The 22,375-nt window shown below is 72.3% G+C and carries 21 protein-coding genes and 1 riboswitch; of the genes, 17 read left to right on the top strand and 4 right to left on the bottom strand.

The genetic code is table 11. The annotated features are described in order from the left end of the window. Positions 1-23 precede the first annotated feature (23 nt). From IEY99_RS23490 to IEY99_RS23525, 8 genes are all read left to right on the top strand, one after another. Positions 24-1,142 carry a hypothetical protein gene (locus IEY99_RS23490; RefSeq protein ID WP_189206184.1) on the top strand — a complete coding sequence of 373 codons (1,119 nt, stop codon included), beginning with the start codon at positions 24-26 and terminating at the stop codon, positions 1,140-1,142. Next, positions 1,142-1,846: a DUF6182 family protein gene (locus IEY99_RS23495; protein ID WP_189206185.1), complete on the top strand. Its 705-nt coding sequence runs from the start codon at positions 1,142-1,144 to the stop codon at positions 1,844-1,846. The genes IEY99_RS23490 and IEY99_RS23495 overlap by 1 nt, the downstream gene beginning before the upstream one ends. A 29-nt stretch (positions 1,847-1,875) precedes the next feature. After that, positions 1,876-2,553: a hypothetical protein gene (locus tag IEY99_RS23500; protein WP_189206186.1), complete on the top strand. Its 678-nt coding sequence runs from the start codon at positions 1,876-1,878 to the stop codon at positions 2,551-2,553. Further along, positions 2,504-4,189 (top strand): GH3 family acyl-acid amido synthetase, encoded by a 1,686-nt coding sequence (locus IEY99_RS23505; protein ID WP_229799143.1) that lies wholly within the window; start codon positions 2,504-2,506, stop codon positions 4,187-4,189. The genes IEY99_RS23500 and IEY99_RS23505 overlap by 50 nt, the downstream gene beginning before the upstream one ends. A gap of 55 nt (positions 4,190-4,244) precedes the next feature. Beyond that, a riboswitch (SAM riboswitch) is annotated at positions 4,245-4,358 on the top strand. A gap of 210 nt (positions 4,359-4,568) precedes the next feature. Then, a complete protein-coding gene (locus IEY99_RS23510; protein ID WP_189206188.1) occupies positions 4,569-5,498 on the top strand; it encodes an ABC transporter substrate-binding protein in 930 nt (309 codons plus the stop codon). 4 nt (positions 5,499-5,502) lie between these two features. Further along, positions 5,503-6,264 (top strand): amino acid ABC transporter permease, encoded by a 762-nt coding sequence (locus tag IEY99_RS23515; protein WP_189206189.1) that lies wholly within the window; start codon positions 5,503-5,505, stop codon positions 6,262-6,264. Continuing rightward, complete coding sequence (locus tag IEY99_RS23520; RefSeq protein ID WP_189206190.1) at positions 6,261-7,004, top strand: amino acid ABC transporter ATP-binding protein; 744 nt, start codon at positions 6,261-6,263, stop codon at positions 7,002-7,004. Before IEY99_RS23515 ends, IEY99_RS23520 begins: the two co-directional genes overlap by 4 nt. 9 nt (positions 7,005-7,013) lie before the next feature. After that, on the top strand, positions 7,014-8,021 hold the full coding sequence (locus IEY99_RS23525; protein ID WP_268245140.1) for an aldo/keto reductase: 1,008 nt from the start codon (positions 7,014-7,016) through the stop codon (positions 8,019-8,021). Positions 8,022-8,047: 26 nt separating this feature from the next. Here IEY99_RS23525 and IEY99_RS23530 read toward each other — a convergent pair whose 3' ends face one another. Next, complete coding sequence (locus IEY99_RS23530) at positions 8,048-8,635, bottom strand: fibronectin type III domain-containing protein (protein WP_189206191.1); 588 nt, start codon at positions 8,633-8,635, stop codon at positions 8,048-8,050. Between the two features lie 231 nt (positions 8,636-8,866). On the opposite strand from IEY99_RS23530, the gene IEY99_RS23535 reads away from it, so the two are divergent. Beyond that, complete coding sequence (locus tag IEY99_RS23535; protein ID WP_189206192.1) at positions 8,867-10,411, top strand: serine/threonine-protein kinase; 1,545 nt, start codon at positions 8,867-8,869, stop codon at positions 10,409-10,411. 13 nt (positions 10,412-10,424) lie between these two features. Here IEY99_RS23535 and IEY99_RS23540 read toward each other — a convergent pair whose 3' ends face one another. Further along, the gene (locus tag IEY99_RS23540; protein WP_229799145.1) at positions 10,425-11,222 is read right to left on the bottom strand and encodes an FHA domain-containing protein; all 798 of its coding nucleotides are present in this window, start codon (positions 11,220-11,222) and stop codon (positions 10,425-10,427) included. A gap of 38 nt (positions 11,223-11,260) precedes the next feature. Continuing rightward, entirely contained in the window at positions 11,261-12,508 is a 1,248-nt protein-coding gene (locus IEY99_RS23545) for an MFS transporter (RefSeq protein WP_229799146.1), read from the bottom strand. Between the two features lie 80 nt (positions 12,509-12,588). On the opposite strand from IEY99_RS23545, the gene IEY99_RS23550 reads away from it, so the two are divergent. Further along, positions 12,589-13,443 carry a PaaX family transcriptional regulator gene (locus IEY99_RS23550; RefSeq protein WP_229799148.1) on the top strand — a complete coding sequence of 285 codons (855 nt, stop codon included), beginning with the start codon at positions 12,589-12,591 and terminating at the stop codon, positions 13,441-13,443. Here IEY99_RS23550 and IEY99_RS23555 read toward each other — a convergent pair. Then, positions 13,433-13,846 (bottom strand): RidA family protein, encoded by a 414-nt coding sequence (locus IEY99_RS23555; protein WP_189206194.1) that lies wholly within the window; start codon positions 13,844-13,846, stop codon positions 13,433-13,435. The genes IEY99_RS23550 and IEY99_RS23555 overlap by 11 nt on opposite strands. Before the next feature lie 83 nt (positions 13,847-13,929). Here IEY99_RS23555 and IEY99_RS23560 point away from each other — a divergent pair, with 83 nt between their 5' ends. From IEY99_RS23560 to IEY99_RS23590, 7 genes are all read left to right on the top strand, one after another. Next, positions 13,930-14,748, top strand: coding sequence for a fumarylacetoacetate hydrolase family protein (locus IEY99_RS23560; protein ID WP_189206195.1), 819 nt, complete (start codon positions 13,930-13,932; stop codon positions 14,746-14,748). 8 nt (positions 14,749-14,756) lie between these two features. Next, on the top strand, positions 14,757-15,239 hold the full coding sequence (locus IEY99_RS23565) for a cupin domain-containing protein (RefSeq protein WP_189206196.1): 483 nt from the start codon (positions 14,757-14,759) through the stop codon (positions 15,237-15,239). Continuing rightward, positions 15,236-16,147: an acyl-CoA thioesterase gene (locus IEY99_RS23570; RefSeq protein ID WP_189206197.1), complete on the top strand. Its 912-nt coding sequence runs from the start codon at positions 15,236-15,238 to the stop codon at positions 16,145-16,147. Before IEY99_RS23565 ends, IEY99_RS23570 begins: the two co-directional genes overlap by 4 nt. Positions 16,148-16,170: 23 nt before the next feature. Then, complete coding sequence (locus tag IEY99_RS23575; RefSeq protein ID WP_189206198.1) at positions 16,171-17,814, top strand: AMP-binding protein; 1,644 nt, start codon at positions 16,171-16,173, stop codon at positions 17,812-17,814. After that, positions 17,811-20,168 carry a bifunctional salicylyl-CoA 5-hydroxylase/oxidoreductase gene (locus IEY99_RS23580; RefSeq protein ID WP_189206199.1) on the top strand — a complete coding sequence of 786 codons (2,358 nt, stop codon included), beginning with the start codon at positions 17,811-17,813 and terminating at the stop codon, positions 20,166-20,168. The genes IEY99_RS23575 and IEY99_RS23580 overlap by 4 nt, the downstream gene beginning before the upstream one ends. After that, complete coding sequence (locus IEY99_RS23585) at positions 20,165-20,608, top strand: acyl-CoA thioesterase (RefSeq protein WP_229799150.1); 444 nt, start codon at positions 20,165-20,167, stop codon at positions 20,606-20,608. The genes IEY99_RS23580 and IEY99_RS23585 overlap by 4 nt, the downstream gene beginning before the upstream one ends. 119 nt (positions 20,609-20,727) lie before the next feature. Then, positions 20,728-22,332 carry a metallopeptidase domain-containing protein gene (locus tag IEY99_RS23590; protein ID WP_189206200.1) on the top strand — a complete coding sequence of 535 codons (1,605 nt, stop codon included), beginning with the start codon at positions 20,728-20,730 and terminating at the stop codon, positions 22,330-22,332. The last annotated feature ends 43 nt before the right edge of the window (positions 22,333-22,375 follow it).

Below are 22,375 nucleotides of genomic sequence, written 5' to 3' on the forward strand. Positions count from 1 at the left end.
ACCGGACGGGAGAGAGGACGCCGATGACGACGTACGCGAGGCCCCGGGTGCTCGTCGCGCCGGTCACCGTGACGCCGACCAAGCCGTTGACGCCCAGTCACGTCAAGGGGCTGCTGTGGGTGGACGTGTTGTACCGGGCGACCGCCCTGGTGGCCGACGTCGACTATCGGTACAGCCTCACGACGTACAACGTCACGGCGCAGACCCTGGGCTTCTGGGCGTACCTGGACAGCGAATGCCCGGAGGTGGATCCCGAGTCGCTCACCGAGGAGGCCATCGGCGAGCACTACGTCCGGTACCAGGGTCGGGCCTCGCCGGCGTCCTACGACGTCCTGCGGTGTTACGCGGACAGGGCCGAGGCGACCGGGTGGGTGCATCCGGTGAGCGCCCGGATGCTGCGGATCTGGGCCGGCCGTTATGCGGCCCTGGGGCTGCACGACCCCGGGCTGACCGCCGTCCAGCCGCCCGGCCTGGAGCTGGCCGGGGTCCTGCGCGTGCTCACCGAGCACGGGCTGTGCCTCGACCTGCGCGGCGACGGCGGCCCCGTCTATCTCGACGCCACCCGGTTCGGGCTTCCGCTGCGCAGGATCGTGTCGGCCGAGGGGCAGCCGAACTACCTGGCCTGCGCGCTGCGGGACCTGCTGCCGCTGGCCGGATCGTACGACCGGATGGTCCTGCTGTACGACCGGGAGCTGGACGCCGACTACGTACTGCTGTCCAAAGTGCTCGAAGTCGTCGGCGGCGTGGTGTCCCGCGAGGTGGTGGAGCGCGTGCCGATCGACGGCGTCGTCCGTTCGAGCCGCCACGGGGGCTGGCAGGGGTACACCGTCGCCGATCTGCTGAGCGGCGTACGGGATGCCGGAGACACCGCCGCCGTCCGGCTGGGCGTGCGGTTGTACTTCATCGCGGTGCTGGGCCGCGGCGTGCAGCAGTCGTTCCGGATGGACCTTCTGCGTCAGTCGGTCGTCCGGGCCGGGCGGCTGCTGGCCGCCGGTTCCCGCACCGACCCGGTCGCCATGGACCGGATCCTGCGGCGCAGCATGGGCAACCTCGACTACGTCGACCCGTACCGGCTCACCTCGGCCCTGCTGGGGCGCGGCAACCCGCCGGTGCGGGAGCTGGCGCGGGCGGTCTTCTGCTGATGGCGACCCAGGAGCACCTCGCCGCCGTCGTGCACGAGCGGCTGACCCGGGCCGGCGCCCACGCCGCCACACCCGGGCCCGGAACCGGCCACCTCGCCGTCGCCGTGCTGCGCCGCTTCGACGTCGCGACGTTCGCGGACTCGGCGTTGCGCTTCGCGGCGAGCCTGGGCGAGGAGGAGCGCGCGGGCTGGCTGGCCGCGCTGACCCGCACCGCCTTCCTGGCGGGCAACCCGGCGAACCTGCGGGAGCGTTTCCGTCCGGGGCACGTCGCCGCGGACGAGTCGGTGGCCTGGTACGGACCCGCGCCGTCCCCGCGGCTCACCGGATTGCGCCGGCTGCTCAAGACCTTCCCGGCGGGCCCGCTCCGGGTGCCGGCCCGGGTGACCGTCCGCATACCCGCCCACGCGCAAGCCGGACCGCACTCCTGCCGGCTGCTCCTGGCCACGGCGGGTCTGACCACCGCCGGCTATCTGATCCACCTGAACCACACCCTGGCCGAGGCGCTCCTGCAGGGCCTGCTCCGGCCGGGTTCGACGCTCGCCATCGACCACGTACCGGATCTGGCGGACGCAGACCTGCGGACCGCGGCGATGCTCCGGGTGCACCGGGACACCACCGACCCCGGCCGCCTGCGCGCGTACGCCTGCCTGAGCCCCACCGGCCGGCTCAGGGACACCCTTGATTCACGAATCTCGATACGCTGAGCCGATTTCGATCGCACGCGGAGGTGTTCATGCCCGGCTCGGAGTTCTGGGTGCTCCTCGGGGCCGACTATGCGGGCAAGTCCTCGGTGCTGTCCGCGCTGGCGCGCCGCACCGGCTGGCGGATCGCCTCCTATGACGACGACGTCCTCGGCGGCGCCTATCCCCTGGTCTCCCGGCTGCGCACCGAGTTCCTGACGGAGGCGCTGAGCGAGGCGGGTCGCCGCTATTCCGCCGATTTCGTCCTCAGCATCGTGCAGACGGCGGTGGTGTTCCTGCGCGATCAGGTGCTGGCCGGCGACCCGACCCGCCCGGTGCTGGTCGATTCGTACTACTACAAGATCCTGGCGAAGTGCCGCCTGAGCGGGCTGGCCAACGAGCAGATCTTCGCCTGGTGGCGTTCGTTTCCCGCGCCGCGCGGAGTCGTCTATCTGGACACCGACGCCGGCGTCGCCTGGCGGCGGGCCGGGAACGGCGCCGCCGTCAACCGCTTCGAGCACTACGGCGACCGGCCGAGCCGGGAGGCGTTCGTCCGCTTCCAGACCGATCTCCGCCGGCTCATGCTCGCGGAGGTGCGGGACGTACCGACCAGGGTGATCGGCACCGCCGCCGACGTCGGCGACATCGCCCGTCAGATCGAGGAGTTCGTGAGGAGTGATCGTGACCATCGATCCGGAGATCGCCGCACGGGTCGCCCGGTACCGGCGTAGGACCGTCGCCGAACGCGACGGGCTGCGCGCCGCGCTGGCGGACGGCGTCGCCCATCAGCGGCGCGCCCTGGCCGGCGTGCTCACCGAGAACGCCGGCACGGCCTTCGGGGTGGAGCACGGCTTCGCCGGGATCCGCGACGTCGACGACTTCCGCGCCGCCGTGCCGATCCGCGACTACGACGCCCTGGCGCCGTGGATCCACCGGGCGGCCGACGGCGAAGCGCAGGTCCTCACGGCCGACGACCCGGTGGTGTTCTTCATGAGCAGCGGGAGTACGGGCGACAACAAGAAGATCCCGGTCACCCGCAGCTTCATGCGGCACAGCTTCTTCCCCTTCTACTACGCGGCCTGGGCCAACTTCGCCGAACACTTCCCACGGGTGCTGGAACGCGACGACACGACCCTCAACCTCAAACACGACCCGGTCTCCCGCCTCGCCACCACCGCCTCGGGACGGCCCCACGCCGGTGCCAGCCAGGTCGACTTCGGCGCCGCCTTCGGCGAGCACCTCGCGGCCGAGCCCGGCACCCGAGCACCCTGGTCCATGCTGCCGGCCGGGGTCTGGAGCGAGCACCACCTGGAGCGGTCGTACGCGCGACTCCGGCTCGCCGTCGAGGCCGACCTGCGCTGCGTCATCGGCATCAACCCCGCCATGGTCGCGGCCCTGCCCCACCAGCTCGCCCAGTGGCTGCCGCGGATCGTCAAGGATCTGCACGACGGCACGCTCGACGGGAGGCCGTTCGGCTCGGCCGACCGCGACCGGGCCGCGGAGCTCGAACGCCTCGCCGCGTACCACGGCACGCTGCTGCCGGCGCACGTCTGGCCGCACATGGAGCTCATCTTCTGCTGGACGACCGGGCTGGCCTCGCTCTACCTGCCCCGGCTCCGGGAGAGCTTCGGTCCGCGGGTGACCGTCCTGCCGGCTCCGGTCGCCGCCTCCGAGGGGCCGGTCGCCGTGGCCCTGGACCGCCACGCGACCGCCGGTTCCCTGGTCGTTCCGGCCGCCCTGTACGAGTTCGTCCCCGCCGACGACGAGCTGCGCCCGGACAGCGCGACCCTGCTCATGGAGGATCTCGCCGAGGGGCACGAGTACCACGTCGTCTTCACCCACGTCGGCGGGCTCTACCGGTACGCCGTGGGCGACGTGGTGCGCGTGGTCGACCGGGTGGCCGGGGTGCCCCGCGTCGAGTACGCCGGCCGCCGCAACCTCAGCGACGTGGCCGGCGAGCGGCTCCGCGAGTCGCACGTCGTCCGCGCCCTGCGCACCGCGCTGGACCGCACCGGCCTCGAGGTCGTGAACGCGACCTGCCGCCCGGTCCGGCACCCGGACGCCGCCCGGTACGAGTTCGCCGTGGCCCCGTTCCGGCGCTGGGGTGCCGACGAGGTCGGGGCGCTGACGGTCGCGCTGGACGCGGCGCTGAGCGGCGTCGCCGACGGTTACCGCGCCGCCCGGGCCGCCGGCCGGCTCGGCGCGGCGACGCTGCACGTGACCGGCGCCGAGCGGTTCGCCGGGGAGTGGCAGCACCGGGTCGCCCAGGGTGTGCGTCCCGCCCAGGTGAAGGACCGCGTCTTCCAGCGCGACGACGCCAGCTGGGAGCGCCTGCTCGGCGCCGGCGGCGCCGCGCACGGAGAGTGAGCGTGGTCATAACGACTGGACGATCCGGCGACCGGGGCTGCTAGCCTCGATGACAGGTCATGAGCGCCAGCATCGAGCCCCGGCTTGCTGGCCGGCAACCCTCCTCCGCGGTGGGGTGCCCCGGGTGAAGACCAGGCACCGGAGCAAGGCTCCCGTGCAAGCGTGGCCTGGTTCCCAGGTCATCACCGACCTAGGAGAACCATGTCTTCCCGCAGTTGTGCCGCACCGCTCGGTGCCGCCGCGACGCCGGCCCTGACCCGGCGCCGGCACGTCGACATGATGCGGGTCTGCAGCGCCGCGTGTCGGCCCTGCGCTGCGCGCTGAGCGCGCCCGAACCCTCTCTCGAGTACCGGAACACCCCTTTCATCAGGAGACCCCTGTGCGATTTCTGCCTGCCCTGACCCGGGCCGCCGCCCTCGGCATCGCCGCGATCCTCGGCGCCACCACGCTCACCGCCTGCGGCGGCGGCGCGGCTTCCAGCTCGGCCGACAACCCGTACGGTCTGCAACAGCCCGGTGTGCTGCGGACCGGGACGCTCACCGACGCCCCGCCGAACGTCTACCTCAAGGACGGCAAGTTCACCGGCTTCGACAACGACCTGCTCACCGCGGTCGCCGCCAAGCTCGGCCTGAAGGTGGAGTTCGTCGGCACCGACTTCTCCGCCCTGCTGTCCCAGGTCAACAACCGCAAGTTCGACGTCGGCAGTTCCTCGATCACCGTGACCGAGGCGCGCAAGAAGACGGTGGACTTCGGCAACGGGTACGACTTCGGCTACTTCGGACTCGACGTCCCGGCGAACTCCACCATCACCGGCTTCGACCAGCTGAGCGGCAAGCGGGTGGTGGTCGTGCAGGGCACCGTCCAGGACGACTACGCCACCGGCAAGGGCCTCAACCCGGTACGGGTGCCCGACTACAACGGCGCCATCAACCAGCTCAAGGCCGGCACCGCCGACGCCTGGATCGCCCCCGCCGAGATCGGTGAGAAGTCGGCCGCGGACAGCGGATCCAAGATCAAGGTGGCGGCCAAGCAGCTCAGCCCGGCCCCGACCGCGTACGCGGTGGCGAAGGGCAACGACGCGCTGCGCGAGGCGCTGAACCGGGGCCTCGACGAGGTCATCGCCGACGGCACCTGGAGCCGGCTGCAGGCCCAGTACTACCCGGGCCGCCCGATCCCGGCCGGCTTCACCCCCGGCAGCGGCAAGGTCGTGGCCCCGGCCACCGCGGGGGCCGCCTCGGTCCCGGCCTCGCCCGGCACGTCGGCCCCGGCTCCGGCCTCGCCCGGCACGTCGGCCTCCGCCAGCTCCTGACGGCATGGGCACGCTCTGGGAGACCTTCTTCGACTGGCCGTCGATGCGGGCCGCGCTGCCCGAGATGGTGACCGTCGGGCTGCGCAACACCCTGGTGCTGGCGGTTTCCGCCGCCTTGCTCGGCTCCGTCCTGGGCCTGTTGCTCGCCGTCGCCGGCATCTCGCGTACGCGCTGGTTGCGCTGGCCGGCGCGGGTCTACACGGACGTGTTCCGGGGGCTGCCGGCCGCGGCGACCATTCTGCTGATCGGGGTGGGGCTGGCACCGCTCGGCATGGAGATCTGGGGGCCCAACCCGTACCCGTTGGGGATCCTGGCGCTGTCGCTGATCGCGGCGGCGTACATCGGTGAGATCTTCCGGGCCGGCATCCAGTCCGTGGAGGCCGCCCAGCTCGAGGGCGCCCGGGCGCTCGGCTTCTCGTGGGCCGAGTCGATGCGGCTGGTGATCATCCCGCAGGGGGTGCGCCGGGTGTTGCCGGCCTGGGTGAACCAGCTGATCGCCTTGATCAAGGACTCCAGCCTGGTCTACTTCCTCGGCCTGGTGGCCAGCCAGCGGGAGCTGTTCCGGATCGGCCAGGACCACGCCGCCACCACCGGCAACGAGTCCGCGCTGCTGCTGGCGGGGCTCTTCTATCTGGCGCTGACCGTGCCGCTCACCCACGTCGTCAACTGGATCGACCGGCGGCTGCGGCACGGCCGGCCGCCGGCCACGGACGACGACGACACGGATCTGGCGCTGACCGGCGCCGTACCGGGGAGGGAACGATGACCGCCGCCACCACCACCTCGGTCAGCCTGAGCCTGCGCGACATCCACCTGGCCTTCGGGCCGAACCGGGTGCTGCGCGGCGTGGACCTCGACGTGGCCCGCGGGGAGACGGCCTGTGTCATCGGCCCGTCCGGCTCCGGCAAGTCGACGCTGCTGCGTACCGTCAACCGGCTGATCGAGCCGGACCGCGGTGACGTCCTGCTGGACGGCCGCAGCGTGCTGGGCGAGAACCCGGACCGGCTGCGGCAACGGGTCGGCATGGTGTTCCAGCAGTTCAACCTCTTCCCGCACATGAGCGTGCTGCGCAACATCACCCTGGCGCTGCGGCGGCTCAAGAAGCTTCCCGAGGACGAGGCGGTGACGATCGCCCGCGCCCAGCTGGACCAGGTGGGGCTCGCCGCCAAGGCCGACGCGCGACCGGCCCACCTGTCCGGCGGGCAGCAGCAGCGCGTCGCGATCGCCCGCGCCCTGGCGTTGCAGCCGCAGGTGATGCTCTTCGACGAGGCCACGTCCGCGCTCGACCCCGAGCTGGTCAAGGGCGTGCTGGGCCTGATGGCCGACCTGGCGTCCGAGGGCATGACCATGGTCGTGGTCACCCACGAGATGGGGTTCGCCCGCCAGGTCGCCGACACCGTCGCCTTCATGGACCAGGGCGTCGTGCTCGAGGCCGGCGCGCCGGCCGCGATCTTCGAAGGGGCCGCCCATCCCCGGCTGCGCCGCTTCCTCTCCCAGGTGCTCTAACCTTGATCGATGGAACTTCGCCGGCTCGGAAACACTGGACCGCTGATCTCGCGCCTCGCCCTGGGGGCGATGACGTTCGGGCAGGAGGCCGACGAACCGGCCTCCTTCGCCATCCTCGACGCCTTCGTGGAGGCCGGCGGCACCCTGATCGACACCGCTGACGTCTATGCCGACGGACGCAGCGAAGAGATCGTCGGGCGGTGGCTGCGAGAGCGCCCGGGGCTGCGCGACGGGCTCGTCATCGCCACCAAGGCGCGGTTCCCGGTCACCGGCCAGCCGGGCGCGGGACTGAGCCGGGACTATCTGCAGCGCGCCCTGGAGGCCAGCCTGCGCCGGCTGGGCCTGGACCGGATCGACGTGTACCAGGCGCACGGCCCGGATCCCCGCGTACCCCTGGACGAGTTCGCCCAGTTCGTCGGCGAGGCGCTGGACGCGGGGAAGATCGCCCACTCCGGGCTGAGCAACTTCACCGGGTGGCAGGTCGCGCTGGCCCATGCCGGCTGCGCCCGTCGCGGCATCGCACCGCCGGTGTCGCTGCAACCCCAGTACAGCCTGCTGGTGCGGGAGCCGGAGTGGGAGCTGCTGCCGGCCGTCGAGTCGCTCGGCATGGGCACCATGGTGTGGGGGCCGCTCGGCGCGGGATGGCTGACCGGCAAGTACCGGCGGGGGCAGGGCCTGCCCTCGGACAGCCGGCTCGGGGACGATCCGGACCGGGGCCTGGAGGCGGTCTCCCGGCGCGGGACCGAGCGCACCTGGCACATCGTCGAAACGCTGCTGGAGGTCGCCGATCAGCACGGCCTCACCCCGGCGCAGACGGCGCTGGCCTGGGTGATGGACCGGCCGGGCGTCACGGCCGCGCTGGTCGGCGCGCGCACCGCGGAACAGCTGCGGCAGTCGCTGACCGCCGCGGACCTGCACCTGGACCCGGCCGCCACCGAACGCCTGGACGCCGTCAGCGCACCGCCGACACCGGACTACCCGTACGCCTTCATCGCCGAGATCTCCGCCACCCACTGACGGCCGCCCGTGGTCAGGTGACGGCGTCAGGCTGTGGCGGTCCGGACCACGCCGGAGCGGGCGATGGTGGCGGCGAGGTTGCCGTTCTGCCAGGAAGTCGCCCGGACGACGTCGACGGAGAACATGTACGGGGTTCCGGGCCGCAGTCCGGTGATGGTGGCGGAGAGCGTGGCGCACTTGTCGCCCGGCTTGACCTCGTGCCACTCCAGCGGAGCCTGCTGGCCGGAGACCAGGTCCTGGGAGAAGCTCGTGACGCGGTAGGCGCGCACGTTCTTGTCACCGGCATGGAGCCAGCGGACGGTGGCGCTGGTCGCGCCGGCCTGCACGTCCAGTCCGGCGATCTTGCCGGGCTGGAGGCTGCCGACACAGCGGGGATCCAGCGGCCTGCCGGGGTCGTTGCGCGACGACCCGGACGGGGCCGGCGGCGTGAGCGTGGGTGTCGCGGTCGGCGTGGGCGTCGCCTTCACCGGGACCGGCTCGTCCTGCCGCGCGCCTTCCTGCACGACGATCCAGCCGGGCGCCGGCTCGGCCGCGTCGGGCGCGGCCGCGTCCGTGCCGCCGCCGAGCACCTCGGGGACCTCGCAGCCGCCGAGCGTCACAGGGATAAGCGTCACAGCCGCCAGCCGCAGACTCCAGCTCCGAACGGTCACCGGCTCCCCTTCCCATAGGCCGCGTCAAGGTACGGATCGGCCACCCGCGCCCCCGGCTGAGCCACTTCGGCGATGTCGCCCCGGCCCCGCGGGCCGCTGGTCTTTTGGACATCGACGATCTCGTTTGCCATGCTCTCCAGCCGTAGAGGGGCGGGCGCTCTCCGGCCGGGAGGGCGCGACAGCCGAGGAGGCGCGATGGACGACCAGCACTGGACCGTGCGAGTCCCCGTGGGCTACCGCGTCGGACCGTGGCAGGTGACGCAGGGACTGGCCAGCGGAAGCTGGAGCAGCGTCTATGCCGCGGTGCACGACCGGGCGACGGAGGGCCCGCGGCAGGCCGCGCTGAAGTTCCTGCCCACCGGCACGCTGACCCCGCGCCAGCTCTCCCATCTCGCCGCCATGACCGACCGGGAGCTCTCCGCGCACCGGCGGCTCGAGCATCCCCACGTGATCTCGGTGCTCGGCACCTATGTCGTCGACGACCCCGCCAGTCCCGACCTCGACGGCGCCACGGTGATCGCGATGGAGCGGGCCGAACGCTCCGTGGCCGAGGCGCTGGCCGGCGCCGAGCACGGCCTGCCCGAGGCGCCCCGGCTCATCGAGGAGATCTGCGCCGGCCTCGCCCACCTGCACGCCTCCGGGTGGGTGCACGGCGACCTCAAGCCGAGCAACATCCTGTTGATGGCCGACGGCTCGGTCCGGCTGGCCGACTTCGGGCTCTCCGCCGAGCTGAACGGCACGCACGCCTATCTGCCACCGGGCGGATCCGCCGATCACATGCCGCCGGAACGGTGGGCCGAGGGCATCACCCCCGACGGCACCCTCGTACGCCAGACCGCGGACATCTGGGCACTCGGCGTCACCGCCTGTCAGCTTCTCTCCGGCCGCCTGCCGTTCCCCGGCGTGACATCCCGCGCCCGCATGGCGGCGGCCTCCGCCTACGCCGAAGGGCGCGGCAATCTCACGCTGCCGGCGACCATCCCTCCACAGTGGCAGCGGTTCATCGCCGACTGCCTGGCTCCCGACCATGCCGGCCGCGCCGCGCACACCGCCGCGGAGCTGCTGAGCAGGGCGCGCGCCGCGGCCGGAGCGGATTCGCGGACCGCCGCCTCCCGGAGCGTCCTGCGGCGTTTCGTCCGCAACCGGCGGGCGGTCGGCGCGGTGGGCTCCCTCGCGCTCGCCTCGTGCATCGCCTCGCTGGCGGTCTGGCAGCCCTGGGAGGCAAGCGCCGACGCGGAGGAGAAGAGCGCGGCGGCCGGATACGAGAAGTACTTCCGCACGGACTCGGACATCCCCCGCCAGTACTACGACCTCATCGTGACGGCCGGGACGAAGTGCCCGAACTATCCCGTCGTGACGCCGTACCTGGTGGCCGCCATGCTCAAGACGGAGAGCAACTTCGATCCGAATCTGAGCGACAAAGACAAGGACGAGTACGGCATCGCCCGGTGGACGCCGAGCGTCCTGCAGTATTACCTGCCGCCGGACCAGCGGACGAGGGAGCCGAAACCACCGTTCCCGCCCGAGGTCTCCATTCCGCACGTGGGCGACTTCCTGTGCAGGTTCGCGCCCGAGCTGCGCGACGTGCCGGGAGACCCGAGGATCAACCTGGTCGCGGCCTGGCGTACGTCCGCCGACGTGGTCCGCGAAGCCAACGGCGTGCCCGACCGGCCGGCCCTCGAGGAGTACATGCCGAGGCTGCGGGCCAACCTCGACGCCTACCAGCCGAAGACGTCCTGACCGCCCGCGCTCGTCAGCGGGGCAGCAGGCTCAGGTGTTCCTCGCGTACCAGGTCGAACTGCAGAGCCAGGGAGATCAACGCCGCCCGCTGCCAGTCCGCCTTCGACCCGTCGCCGCCGTCGGCGGCGGGTTTCGGCGTCTTCACCCGCAGCTTGGAGCGGGCAAGGTAGTCGATGTGGAAGTTCACCGCCGATCTCGTGAGACCCGAGGTGCCACCGAGGCGGTCGAGGATCTCCGGAACGGTACGGATCACCGGCGACGAGGGGTCACGCAGCCGCGGCTCGCACAGGGCCACCAGCACCAGGAAGTACTTCGCCGTCTCGTCCAGGGGGAACGCCATCCGGGTGGCATCGGCCGTGCCGTCGGGACGCTCGTGGTGATCGGCGTAGAGATGCTGCGACGCGAACACGTAGAACGAGCACGAGTCCTGCAGGCCCGGCAGGAACACCTGGGAGAACTCGAACGGCACCGGCATGTCGAGGCGCCGGGGGGCGAGCTTCACGAACTCCCCGCCTCCCTCGGGGTTCCTGATCACGTACGTGTTGCGACGGCTGAGGTTGCTGATCAGCCAGTGATCCTCGACCGCGGTGATCGCGCCGGCGAGCCGGGACACCCCCGCGTCCGGCAGCGGGAGATCGACCGGCAGCTCGGCGGTGCCCCGGCCGAACGTCGCGCTGTCGCCGGGGGCCAGGTTGACGATCGTGGGCGGCTCACCGGCGCCCTGGATGACGATGCCCCGCCAGTCGACCCGGTCACCCGCCGGCGAGGCCCCCGGGAAGGACGGGCCGCCGCCGGCTCCATCGGTTGCCACCGGCCCATTGTCGCAGGGTTACGCCGGTTGGCGAGGTGTCATGCCGCGACGTCACTCCGCACGGCGGTGTCGGCCGGCGGCTCGGGCTGCCGGGTGTGCAGCCCCCACCCGACGACCCTCGCGCTGACCAGGCCCACCACGACGAACATGGCGCCCAGGCCCAGCCACCCGGGTACGCCCCAGCCGATCACCAGCGCGGTGAGCAGCGGCGGCGCGACCATGTTGCCGATCTGCCGGCCGGTCTGGTGCACGGCCTGGTACTGCCCGTGCGCCCAGTCCCGGGCCAGGTCGAAGACCACCACGAACGAGGCGCCGGCGAGCATCAGCTCCCCTACGACGTGCACCGCGGCGGCCGCCACGCTGAGCACGGCGACCGCCCAGACCGGCGCGTCCCCGGTCGACGCGAAGAGCACACAGGAGAGCGCGAGCAGCATCGCGGCGCGGCGGATCGCCGGGGGCGCGGCGGCGGCGGTGTGCATGCCGCGTGCGGCCCACACCTGCAGCGTCACGCAGCCGATGGTGTTCACCAGCAGCACCACGGAGACGAGAGCGGCCGGCGCCTCGGTGTGAGCGACGAGCCACAGCGGCAGCGCCAGGCTGAGCATCGCGTTGTACAGGGCGGCGACGAAGCCGTCGAGCACCGCGAAGGCGAGGAACGGGCGGTCGCGCAGCGCCACCAGCCGGGGCCCTCCGGCCGGTGCCCGCACCGCGGCCACCGCGCCGGCCCGGCTCACGACCAGCGCCGCCGCCAGGCTGGTCACCGCGTTGCCGGCCAGCAGGGCCAGGTAGGCGCCGCGGGTGTCCAGCAGCAGGGGCACGGCGGCCGCGAGGGTGCCGAGGGCGATGCCGGCGTTGTTCGTGGCACGGATGAACGCCCGGGTCCGCACGCGCTCGGCCGGCGGCACCGCACCGGCGATCATCGCGCCGTTGGCCGCCCTGACCACCGCGTCGCCGACGGCGATCACACAGGCGACCGGGAGCAGGTGCCCGAGGTCGCGGACCAGCACCAGCGCGCAGTAGGCCACCGCGAGGGTCACCAGGGCGCCGATCATCGCGCGCCGCGGCCCGGCCCGGTCGACCAGGTATCCCATCGGCGTGGTCAGCACCACCGCCGCCCCGGCGGCGACGCTGAGGGCCACGGCGACCTGTGCCGGCGTCAGCCCGACCGAGCGGGTCAGGAAGAGCACCTCGGCGGCCAGGTATGCGCCGTTGCCGAACGTGTTCACGAAGGTGGCGAACACCAGGATCCGCGGGGTGCCCCGGGCGGGCAGGAGCTTTCCGATCACTCGCCCGATTCAACAAGACGTACGTACGGTTTGCAAGAGGCGCCGCCCCGGCCCGATCCGGCGGGCCTTATCGTGTCCTCGTGACGACGGCGAACGGTGCGACCGAGGAGGAGCCGAGGTCCACCCGGCCCCGCGCCTTCATCGTCACGATCTACGGCCTGTACGCGCGCGAGGCCGGCGGCTGGATCAGCGTTTCCGCCCTGATCCAGCTGATGGACCGGCTCAAGGTCGACGCGCCCGCGGCGCGCTCGGCGATCTCCCGGCTCAAGCGCCGCGGGCTGCTGGAGGCGCGCAAGGTCGGCGGCGCGGCCGGATACAGCCTGTCCGAGCAGGCCCGGGGCATCCTGGACGAGGGCGACCAGCGGATCTTCGGCCGGCCCCGCGCCGACCTGGCGGACGGCTGGCTGCTCGCGATCTTCAGCGTTCCCGAGTCGCAGCGCCAGCAGCGGCACGTGCTGCGCTCCCGGCTGAGCTGGCTGGGCTTCGGCACGGTCGCCTCGGGCGTGTGGATCGCGCCGCGCCACCTGCGCCAAGAGACCCGGGAGGTGCTGGAACGCTACGACCTGTCCGGGTTCGTGGACCTGTTCGACGCCGACTACCTGGCGTTCGGGGACGTCGCCGAGCTGGCGGGTCGCTGGTGGGACCTGGACGGTCTGCAGAAGCTCTACGGCGAGTTCCTGGACTCGTTCGACCCGGTGCTGGCCCGCTGGTCACGGGGCGCCGGGGGCGGCGATGCGGAGGCGTTCGACGACTACGTACGGGCGCTGACCGCGTGGCGGCGACTTCCCTTCCTCGATCCGGGACTGCCACCGGAGCTCCTGCCGGCCGGCTGGAACGGCGTCCGCGCGGCCGCCCTCTTCGACGAGCTGCGCGAGAGGCTCACCGAGCCCGCGCATCGCTTCGCGAGCTCGGTGATGGGCGGGGTCACGGCCTGACGAGCCGCTCCTCGGGGATGACCGCGACGCCCAGAATCTCGATCAACGCCTCCGGCTGCCACAGCGCGGTGCAGCCGATGCCGGCCATCGCCGGATAGACGGGCCCGGCCAGCTCGCGCCAGACCCGGCCGATCTCCTTGCCGTGCGCCTGGTAGTCGGGGATGTCGGTGAGGTAGATCGTGATGCTGACCAGATCCTCCGGCCGGCCGCCCGCGGCGCGCAGCGTGGTGAGGACGTTGCCGAAGGCCTGACGGAACTGCGCGACGATGCCGCCCTCGACGATCTTCATGTCCTTGTCCAAGGCGGTCTGGCCGCCCAGGTACAGCGTGTTGCCGACCAGAGTGCCGTGCGAATAGCCGCTGGGGGCGGGCAGGGCAGCCGGATTGACAGGAATGGGCAGCATCGGGCCTCCGTCGGGTCTAGGCTATTGACTTTAGCTGACGGGCGTGAAAAAAACTGCATACCTGGCCTGGAGGTGTGCGACGCATGAGGTTCGCGACGGTGGCCCCGGCGGACGGCAGCACGACGGCCGCGGTCGACCCGGGCGACGGGTGGCGCCGGCTGCCCGCACCGCACCTGTCCGCCTATCTCGACGAGTTCTCCGGCCGTCCCGTGAGCGACCTGATCGGCGAGCCGGTGCGGCCCGCCCGCCTGGAGCTGCCGCTGCCCTCCCCGAACAAGGTGATCTGCTGCGGCCTCAACTACTCCGACCACATCCTGGAGATGGGCCGGGAGCTGCCCGCCCACCCGACGCTCTTCGCCAAGTACGCCGACACCCTGACCGGCCCGGCCGACGACATCGTCCTTCCGTCCGGACTGGACGTGGACTGGGAGGCCGAGCTGGCCGTGGTCGTCGGCGCCGAGATCCGCGGCGCCGGCCGGGCCGAGGCCGCCGCCGCCATCTGGGGTTACACGGCGGCCAACGACGTGTCGGTCCGCGACTGGCAGAAGCGGACCCTGCAATGGTTCCAGGGCAAGGCGTGGGACCGCACCACGCCGATCGGCCCGGTGGTGGTCACCGCCGACGAGCTCGATCCGGTCACGGGCCTCGACGTCGTCTGCCGGGTCGACGGCGCCGAGCGCCAGCGCGGCAACACGAGATCGCTGGTCTTCGACGCCGCCGCGCTGGTCGCGTACGCGTCGGCGGTCACCCGGCTGCGCCCCGGCGACCTGGTGTTGACCGGCACGCCCGCAGGGGTGGGAATGGGAATGACGCCCCCGGTGTACCTCACCGACGGCGCCGTCCTGGAAACCGAGATCACCGGCATCGGCGTGCTGCGCAACCGGATCGTCGTCAAGGACTAGGAGTCGACATGAATCTCACCGAGGGTGACTTCCCGCTCGACGGGGACAACTCGATGTACGCCACCAACGGCCTGGTCGTCCCGGTCGTCACCCGGGGAGGACTCGAGTCCGGGCTGACCGGGCAGTCGGCGGGCGCCACCCGCATCGCGGGCGTGAGCCCCCAGCACACGCCGGCGCGGCGGCTCTGGTTCGGCAAGGTCAGCAACGAGCCCGGCTTCCGGTCGGTGCCGCATCATCACGGCGAGGCGGAGACCGGCGGGTTCGTCCTGTCCGGCCGCGCGCGCATCTACTTCGGAGCGAAGTTTCAGGACTACATCGACATGGAGGAGGGCGACTGGGTCTTCGTCCCGCCGTACCTGCCGCACGTCGAGTGCAACCTGGACCGCAACAAGCCGCTCACCTGGATGACGACGCGGACCCCCGACAACATCGTGGTCAACCTCGACGACGTCGCGGACGAGGCGCTGCGGGACTGGAGCGAGCGCCCGTGACGCCGACCTCGGAGACCTTCACCGCCTCGGTCACCCTGAAGGAGGCCGAGCCGCAGCACTTCGACGTGGCCTACACCGCGGTCACCCAGCCCTGCCCCTGGCCGAAGGCGTACGGCGGCGACCTGGTCGCCGCGGCCGCGGCGGCCGCCATGCGGACCGTTGCCGAGGGCCCGGAGGACGGCAAGACGCTGCACTCCATGCACTCCTACTTCATGCGCCCGGCCGACATCGGCGCCGAGGTCCGCTACGAGGTGGAGGTGCTCCGCGACGGGCGCGGCTACGCCACCCGCCAGGTCCGCGCCTTCCAGTCCGGCAAGCCGGTGTACGTGGCCCTCGCCTCCTTCGCCAAGGGCGAGCCCTCCGGCACCTTCGCCGTACGGCCGCCCGAGGTCCCCGGCCCCGAGACGCTGCCCACCTCGGCCGAATACCTCGCGCCGCGCGAGGGCGGGACGATGACCGGGGAGTCGAAGGCGTACTGGGCCGGCGGGCGCAGCTTCGACATGCGGCACGTGCCCGGGCCGGTCTACCTGAACGTCGACGGGGAACGGGCGCCGCACCAGGCCGTCTGGGTGAAGCCGTACGACGCCCTGCGGCCGGTCGAGGGCCTGACCCGCACGCAGCGCGACCTGGCGGCCCTGGCGTACGTCTGCGACTACACCATCCTCGAGCCGGTGCTGCGCGTGCTCGACCTGCCGTGGGCCAGGCCCGGCCTGGTCACCGCGAGCCTGGACCACGCGATGTGGTTCCACCGCGTCCCCGGCGCGGGCGTGCTCGACGACTGGCTGCTCTACGCGCAGCAGGCGGGCTCCGCCGGCTCGGGGCGCGGGCTCGGCCAGGGCGGCTTCTTCACCCGCGACGGCGAACACCTGGCCACGGTCGTGCAGGAAGGCATGATCCGCGCGTCCTGACCCACCCCTGGAAGGGACTTCCCATGCAGCTCTCCCCCTCGGCCCACACCGACACCTTCGCCCGCGACCACCTGCCGCCGTCCGACCAGTGGCCGCACCTGGAGTTCACCACCGACCTGCTGCGGTTCCCGGACCGCCTCAACGCGGCCGCGGAGCTCGTCGACGTCGCGGTCGCCACGTTCGGCCCCGACCGGCCGGCGATCCGCACCGACTCGGGCGAGACGTGGAGCTACGGCGAGCTCCAGCGGCGCGCCGACCAGGTCGCCCAGGTGCTGGTCGAGGACCTCGGCCTCGAACCCGGCAACCGGGTGCTGCTCCGCTCGCCCAACAATCCGTGGTTGGTGGCCTGCTGGCTCGGGGTGCTGAAGGCCGGGGGCATCGCGGTCACCACCATGGCGGCCCTGCGCGCCCGGGACCTCGCTCCCGTCGTCGCCAAGGCGCGGCCGACGATCGCGCTGGTGGACCACCGGTTCACCGCGGAGGTCGAGGCCGTCCGCGAGGCCGGCGCGCTCGACCTCGCGGTGGTGGCGTTCGGCGGCCCCGGCGACGGCGACCTGACCGCCCTCTGCGCCGGGAAGCCGGGCGGGTTCACCGCCGTGGCGACCGCCGCCGACGACGTCGCCCTCTTCGGGCCCACCTCGGGCAGCACCGGCACCCCCAAGATCACCACTCACTTCCACCGCGACCTGCTGGCCATCGACGCGACGTTCGGCCGTGAGGTCCTCAAGCTCGCCGCCGACGACGTCGTCACCTGTACGGCCCCGCTCGGGTTCACCTTCGGGCTCGGCATGCTCGTGGTCTTCCCCTTCCGGGCGGGCGCCTGCGTGTTCCTCGTGGAGAGCGCGACGCCGACGCAACTCGCGGACCTCGTCGCCGAGCACGGGGTCACGGCGCTGGCCACCGCGCCCACGGCGTACCGGCAGATCCTGAAGTCCGGCAAGATCGAGAAGCTCCGCGGCCTCCGCGTCGCGGTGAGCGCGGGCGAGCACATCCCGCGCAGCGTCCGCGAGGAGACCGAGGCCGCCATCGGTCTGCGGATCATCGACGGCATCGGCGCCACCGAGCTGCTGCACATCTTCATCTCCGCGGCCGGCGACGACATCCGTCCCGGCGCGACCGGCAAGGCGGTGCCCGGCTTCCGGGCGACCATCCTCGGACCGCAGGGCGAGGAGCTGCCTCCCGGCGTCGAGGGCAGGCTGGCCGTCATCGGCCCGGTCGGCTGCCGCTACCTGGACGACGAGCGCCAGGCCGGCTACGTCGTCGACGGCTGGAACGTCACCGGCGACACCTTCTACCGCGACGAGGACGGCTACTTCTTCTACTGCTCGCGGACCGACGACATGATCGTCTCCTCGGGCTACAACATCGGCGGTCCGGAGGTCGAGGCGGCCGTCAACACCCATCCGGACGTGGCGGAGTCCGCGGTCGTCGCCAAGCCCGACGCCGACCGGGGCTCCATCGTGTGCGCCTTCGTGGTGCTGGTCGACGGCGTCGAGGGCGACGCGGCGAAGGCCAGGGAGATCCAGGACTACGTCAAGCAGCAGTTGGCGCCGTACAAGTACCCCCGCGAGGTCCGCTTCTGCTCGTCGCTCCCGCGCAATCCCAGCGGCAAGTTGCAGCGCTACGTACTCCGGCAGCGCGTCGAACGAGAGCAGGAACCCGCGTGAGAATCGCCATCGCCGGGGGCGGCCCCGGAGGCCTCTACTTCGCCGCCCTGATGAAGCAGCTGGACCCGGGCCACGAGATCACCGTCTGGGAACGCAACGCCCCGGACGACACCTTCGGCTTCGGCGTCGTCTTCTCCGACGAGACGCTGGGCGGCATCGAGAACGCCGACACGGTCATCCACGACGAGATGGCCCGCCGCTTCGCCCGCTGGACCGACATCGACATCGACGTCGACGGTCACCGCTTCACGGTCGGCGGGCAGGGCTTCGCCGCGATGAGCCGCAAGGAGCTGCTGCACCTGCTCCAGCGGCGCGCCGCGGACCTCGGCGTGACGGTCCACTACGAGACCGAGGCCCCCGACGCCGACGAGCTGCGCACCTCCTTCGACCTGGTGGTGGCCGCCGACGGGGTCAACTCGAGGATCCGGACCAAGTACGCGGACACCTTCGGGCCGGCCCTCGACCACCGGGCGAACAAGTACATCTGGCTCGGCACCGACCTGGTCTTCGAGGCGTTCCAGTTCTTCGTCAAGCAGACGGAGTGGGGCACCATGCAGATCCACGGCTACCCGTACTCGGCGAGCGGATCGACCTTCATCGTCGAGATGCACGAGGACGTCTGGCGCCGCGCCGGGTTCGACGCGACCGAGGGCACGCCGCTAGCGCCCGGCGCCTCCGACGAGCACGCCGTCGAGAAGATCAAGGCGATCTTCGCCGGCGAGCTCGCCGGCCACGAGGTGCTCACCAACAATTCCAAGTGGCTGAGCTTCACGACCGTACGCAACCGGCGCTGGCACGACCGCAACGTCGTCCTGCTCGGGGACGCCGCGCACACCGCGCACTTCTCCATCGGCTCCGGCACGAAGCTGGCCATGGAGGACGCCCTCGCCCTGGCGGCGTGCCTGCACGAGCGGCCGTCGCTCCCCGACGCGCTCGAGGCGTACGAGACCGAGCGCAAGCCGGTGGTGGAGTCGACGCAGCGCGCGGCGCAGGCCTCGCTGGAATGGTTCGAGAACATCGGCATGTACGCCGGCCAGGAGCCCGCCCAGTTCTGCTTCAACCTGCTGACCCGTTCCCGGCGCATCACCTTCGACAACCTCAAGGAGCGCGACCCGGAGTTCGCCCGCCGCATCGAGTCGGCGTTCGCCGAGGCGGCGGGGACGGGCGAGGCCGTGCCCGCCATGTTCCAGCCGGTCGACATCGGGCCGCTGCGCCTGAAGAACCGGGTCGTCGTGTCGCCGATGGACATGTACTCGGCGACCGACGGCGTACCCGACGACTTCCACCTGGTGCACCTGGGCTCCAAGGCGCTCGGCGGCGCGGGGCTCGTCATGACCGAGATGGTCTGCGTCTCCCCGGAGGGCAGGATCACCCCCGGCTGCACCGGTCTGTGGAACGACGAGCAGCGCGACGCGTACCGGCGGGTGACCGACTTCGTGCACGCGCGGACCACCGGGAAGATCGGCGTCCAGCTCGGCCATTCCGGACGCAAGGGCTCCACCCGGCTCATGTGGGAGGGCATGGACCAGCCGCTCGCCGAGGACAACTGGGAGGTCATCGGGCCGTCGCCGGTGCCGTACGGTCAGAACTGCCACCTGCCCCGCGAGGCCGACCGCGCCGACCTCGACAAGGTCGTGGCCGACTTCGCCGCCGCCGCCCGCCGCGCCGTCGCCGCGGGCTTCGATCTGGTCGAGGTCCACGCCGCGCACGGCTACCTCCTGTCCTCCTTCCTCTCGCCGGTGGCCAACAAGCGCACCGACGAGTACGGCGGCACGCTCGCCAACCGCCTGCGTTTTCCCCTGGAGGTCTTCGACGCCGTCCGCGCGGCCGTGCCCGGCCGGATCCCGGTGACGGTCCGCATCTCGGCCACCGACTGGGTGCCCGACGGCAACACCGAGCACGACGCCGTCGAGATCGCCCGAGCCTTCGCCGAGCACGGCGCGGCGGCCATCGACGTCTCGTCCGGGCAGGTCACCGAGGAGGAGCAGCCGGCGTACGGCCGTTCCTACCAGACCCCGTTCGCCGACCGGATCCGCCAGCTCGCGGCCGGGCCGGCGGGCGCCAAGGTCATCGCCGTGGGCGCCATCTCGTCCTACGACGACGTCAACTCCATCCTGCTGGCGGGCCGGGCCGACCTGTGCGCCCTGGGCCGCACCCACCTCTACGACCCGCAGTGGACGCTGCACGCCGCCGCGGAGCAGAACTACCGGGGCGAGGGCGCCGACTGGCCGATCCAGTTCCGGGCCGGCAGCCGCAAGCCGCCGACGTCCCGCACCGACAAGATCCCGCCGCGGCTGGCGCTGCTCCGGCAGCAGGCCGGCCCGCAGGTCCATCTGCGCTGGACCCCGCGGTGACCGACGCCTACGTCGCGCGCGGGGTGCACCGCACCCGGGTGGGCTGGATCGACACCGACGCCGCGGGCATCTATCACAACTCCGCGGTCACCCGGTATGTGGAGGCCGCGGAGGCCGAGCTCATGCGGGCGCACGGGCTTCCCGGCTACTTCCCCCGGGCCCCGCGGGTGCGCTACGAGGTCGAGTTCGAGGCCGCCCTGCGCTTCGACCAGGAGGTCACGGCGATCGTCGAGATCGCCCGGATCGGCACCGCGTCGATGACGTTCACCTTCGAGATCTGGCGCGAGGAGCTCCCGGGCCGCCCGCGCGCCCGGGCCGCGTCCGGACGCTACGTGACGGTACACATCGACGGCGGCCACGACGAGGACACGGGCGCGCGCAGCGCACCGTGGCCGGAGGAGTGGGTGGCCGCCCTCCGGCAACCGCCCGCACAGCTCTGAGCGAAGCCAGGGGAGTCATATAGCCGACGGTACATGCGTGGTGACGGATCTCGATGTTTCGATCTGTCGTGCACGCGATCCGGAACGGCCGGATCGCCTCAGCGCGAGGAACCACATTGGTGCAAACCCTGACCAAGCGCGTCGCGTCCGTCGCCGCCACCGCCCTCGCGGCGGTCGGCGTCACGCTGACCGTCGCGTCGGCACCGGCGGCCGCCACGCCGGTACGCAACAACACCCCCTGGTCGGTGCTGCTCTGCAAGTCCAGCGACAGGCCGGCCGAACCCAAGCCCCCGTCCTTCTTCGCCAACTTCCTCACCCAGGCCGGCGCGGGCACCGGCGGCGCCGCCGACTACTTCGCCGACCAGTCCGGCGGCCGGGTCTCGCTGGCCGGTTCGGTCGTGCGCGGATGGTTCACCGAGCGGTTCACGTTCGAGGAGAACAAGAACACCGACCGGGGTACGCGCATCCAGCGGTGCGTCGACGCGGCGGCCGCGGGCGGCTACACCGTACCGGCGAGCCACCGGGTCGTCGCGATCCTCAACGACGGCACCGACTCCGGTGCCGCGGGCGGCCGGGTCCTGCTCGACCAGAACGCCTGGAACCTCGGCTTCGCCGCCCACGAGATGCTGCACGGGTACAACCTGGGCCACTCGTTCTCCAACGACACCACGTACCAGAACGCGCCGTGGTCCCAGCCGGGCGAGTACGACGACCCGTGGGACGAGATGAGCGCGATGCACATCTACGGCACCGCCGGTACGTACGGCACCAACCCGGTCGGCCTCAACGCCTACCACCGCGACGAGCTCGGCTGGCTGGCGAAGAACCGGGTCCTCACGATGGGCGCCGACGGGGTCGGCACGCGTACCGTCACCCTGGCGCCGCTGGAGCGGCCCCAGGCGGCCGGCCCGCTGCTGGTGCGGATCCCCTACAACCCCGGCGACCTGTTCGCCGGGTACACCGTGGAGTTCCGCCGCAAGACCGGCTGGAGCGCCGGCATCCCCGGCGACACGGTACTCATCCACGAGGTGCGCAACGGAACCCCGTACCTGCTGCGCACCGGCCCCGGCGGCACACCCGTGCAGTCGCTCGACGCCAACGGCGTACGGATCAGGATCGACGGCGTCGCCGGCGACGCCGCCACCGTCACCATCAGCACGGACATCGTCAACCGCTGCCTGCAGGGGTACGTCTGGCGCGAGGCGCGCCCCGGTGACCAGGTCTGCGTGACCGGTGCGACGCGGGCCCAGGTGGCGGCGGACAACGCCGCGGCCCCCTCCCGATGGGTCAACGGCCCGTTCGGCCCGCACACCTGCATCCAGGGCTACGTGTGGCGCGAAGCCTTCGCCGGCGACGACGTCTGCGTGACCGGCGCCCAGCGCACCCAGGCCGCCGCCGACAACGCCGCCGCGGCGAGCCGCCGCAACCCGGCCCGCCTGGTCTACGGACCCAACGCCTGCGCCGGCGGCTACGTCTGGCGCGACGCCGACCTGGCCGACTACGTCTGCGTGACCGGTGCGACGCGCGCCCAGGTGGCGGCGGACAACGCCGCGGCCCCCTCCCGATGGGTCAACGGCCCGTTCGGCCCGCACACCTGCATCCAGGGCTACGTGTGGCGCGAAGCCTTCCTCGGCGACGACGTCTGCGTGACCGGCGCCCAGCGCACCCAGGCCGCCGCCGACAACGCCGCGGCCGCGTCCCGGGTGGCCCGCCCGGCCGGCTGACCTGCGACCCGTACGGAGAAATGGCCGTCCCGCCGGATCCGGT

Source organism: Couchioplanes azureus (assembly GCF_014648355.1).
Taxonomy (GTDB): domain Bacteria; phylum Actinomycetota; class Actinomycetes; order Mycobacteriales; family Micromonosporaceae; genus Actinoplanes; species Actinoplanes azureus.

Coding starts and splice junctions, on each gene's coding strand:
- IEY99_RS23490 (WP_189206184.1), top strand. CDS start 24: ATGACGACGTACGCGAGGCCCCGGGTGCTCGTCGCGCCGGTCACCGTG.
- IEY99_RS23500 (WP_189206186.1), top strand. CDS start 1,876: ATGCCCGGCTCGGAGTTCTGGGTGCTCCTCGGGGCCGACTATGCGGGC.
- IEY99_RS23560 (WP_189206195.1), top strand. CDS start 13,930: ATGAGGTTCGCGACGGTGGCCCCGGCGGACGGCAGCACGACGGCCGCG.
- IEY99_RS23520 (WP_189206190.1), top strand. CDS start 6,261: ATGACCGCCGCCACCACCACCTCGGTCAGCCTGAGCCTGCGCGACATC.
- IEY99_RS23495 (WP_189206185.1), top strand. CDS start 1,142: ATGGCGACCCAGGAGCACCTCGCCGCCGTCGTGCACGAGCGGCTGACC.
- IEY99_RS23515 (WP_189206189.1), top strand. CDS start 5,503: ATGGGCACGCTCTGGGAGACCTTCTTCGACTGGCCGTCGATGCGGGCC.
- IEY99_RS23575 (WP_189206198.1), top strand. CDS start 16,171: ATGCAGCTCTCCCCCTCGGCCCACACCGACACCTTCGCCCGCGACCAC.
- IEY99_RS23525 (WP_268245140.1), top strand. CDS start 7,014: ATGGAACTTCGCCGGCTCGGAAACACTGGACCGCTGATCTCGCGCCTC.
- IEY99_RS23555 (WP_189206194.1), bottom strand. CDS start 13,846: ATGCTGCCCATTCCTGTCAATCCGGCTGCCCTGCCCGCCCCCAGCGGC.
- IEY99_RS23565 (WP_189206196.1), top strand. CDS start 14,757: ATGAATCTCACCGAGGGTGACTTCCCGCTCGACGGGGACAACTCGATG.
- IEY99_RS23535 (WP_189206192.1), top strand. CDS start 8,867: ATGGACGACCAGCACTGGACCGTGCGAGTCCCCGTGGGCTACCGCGTC.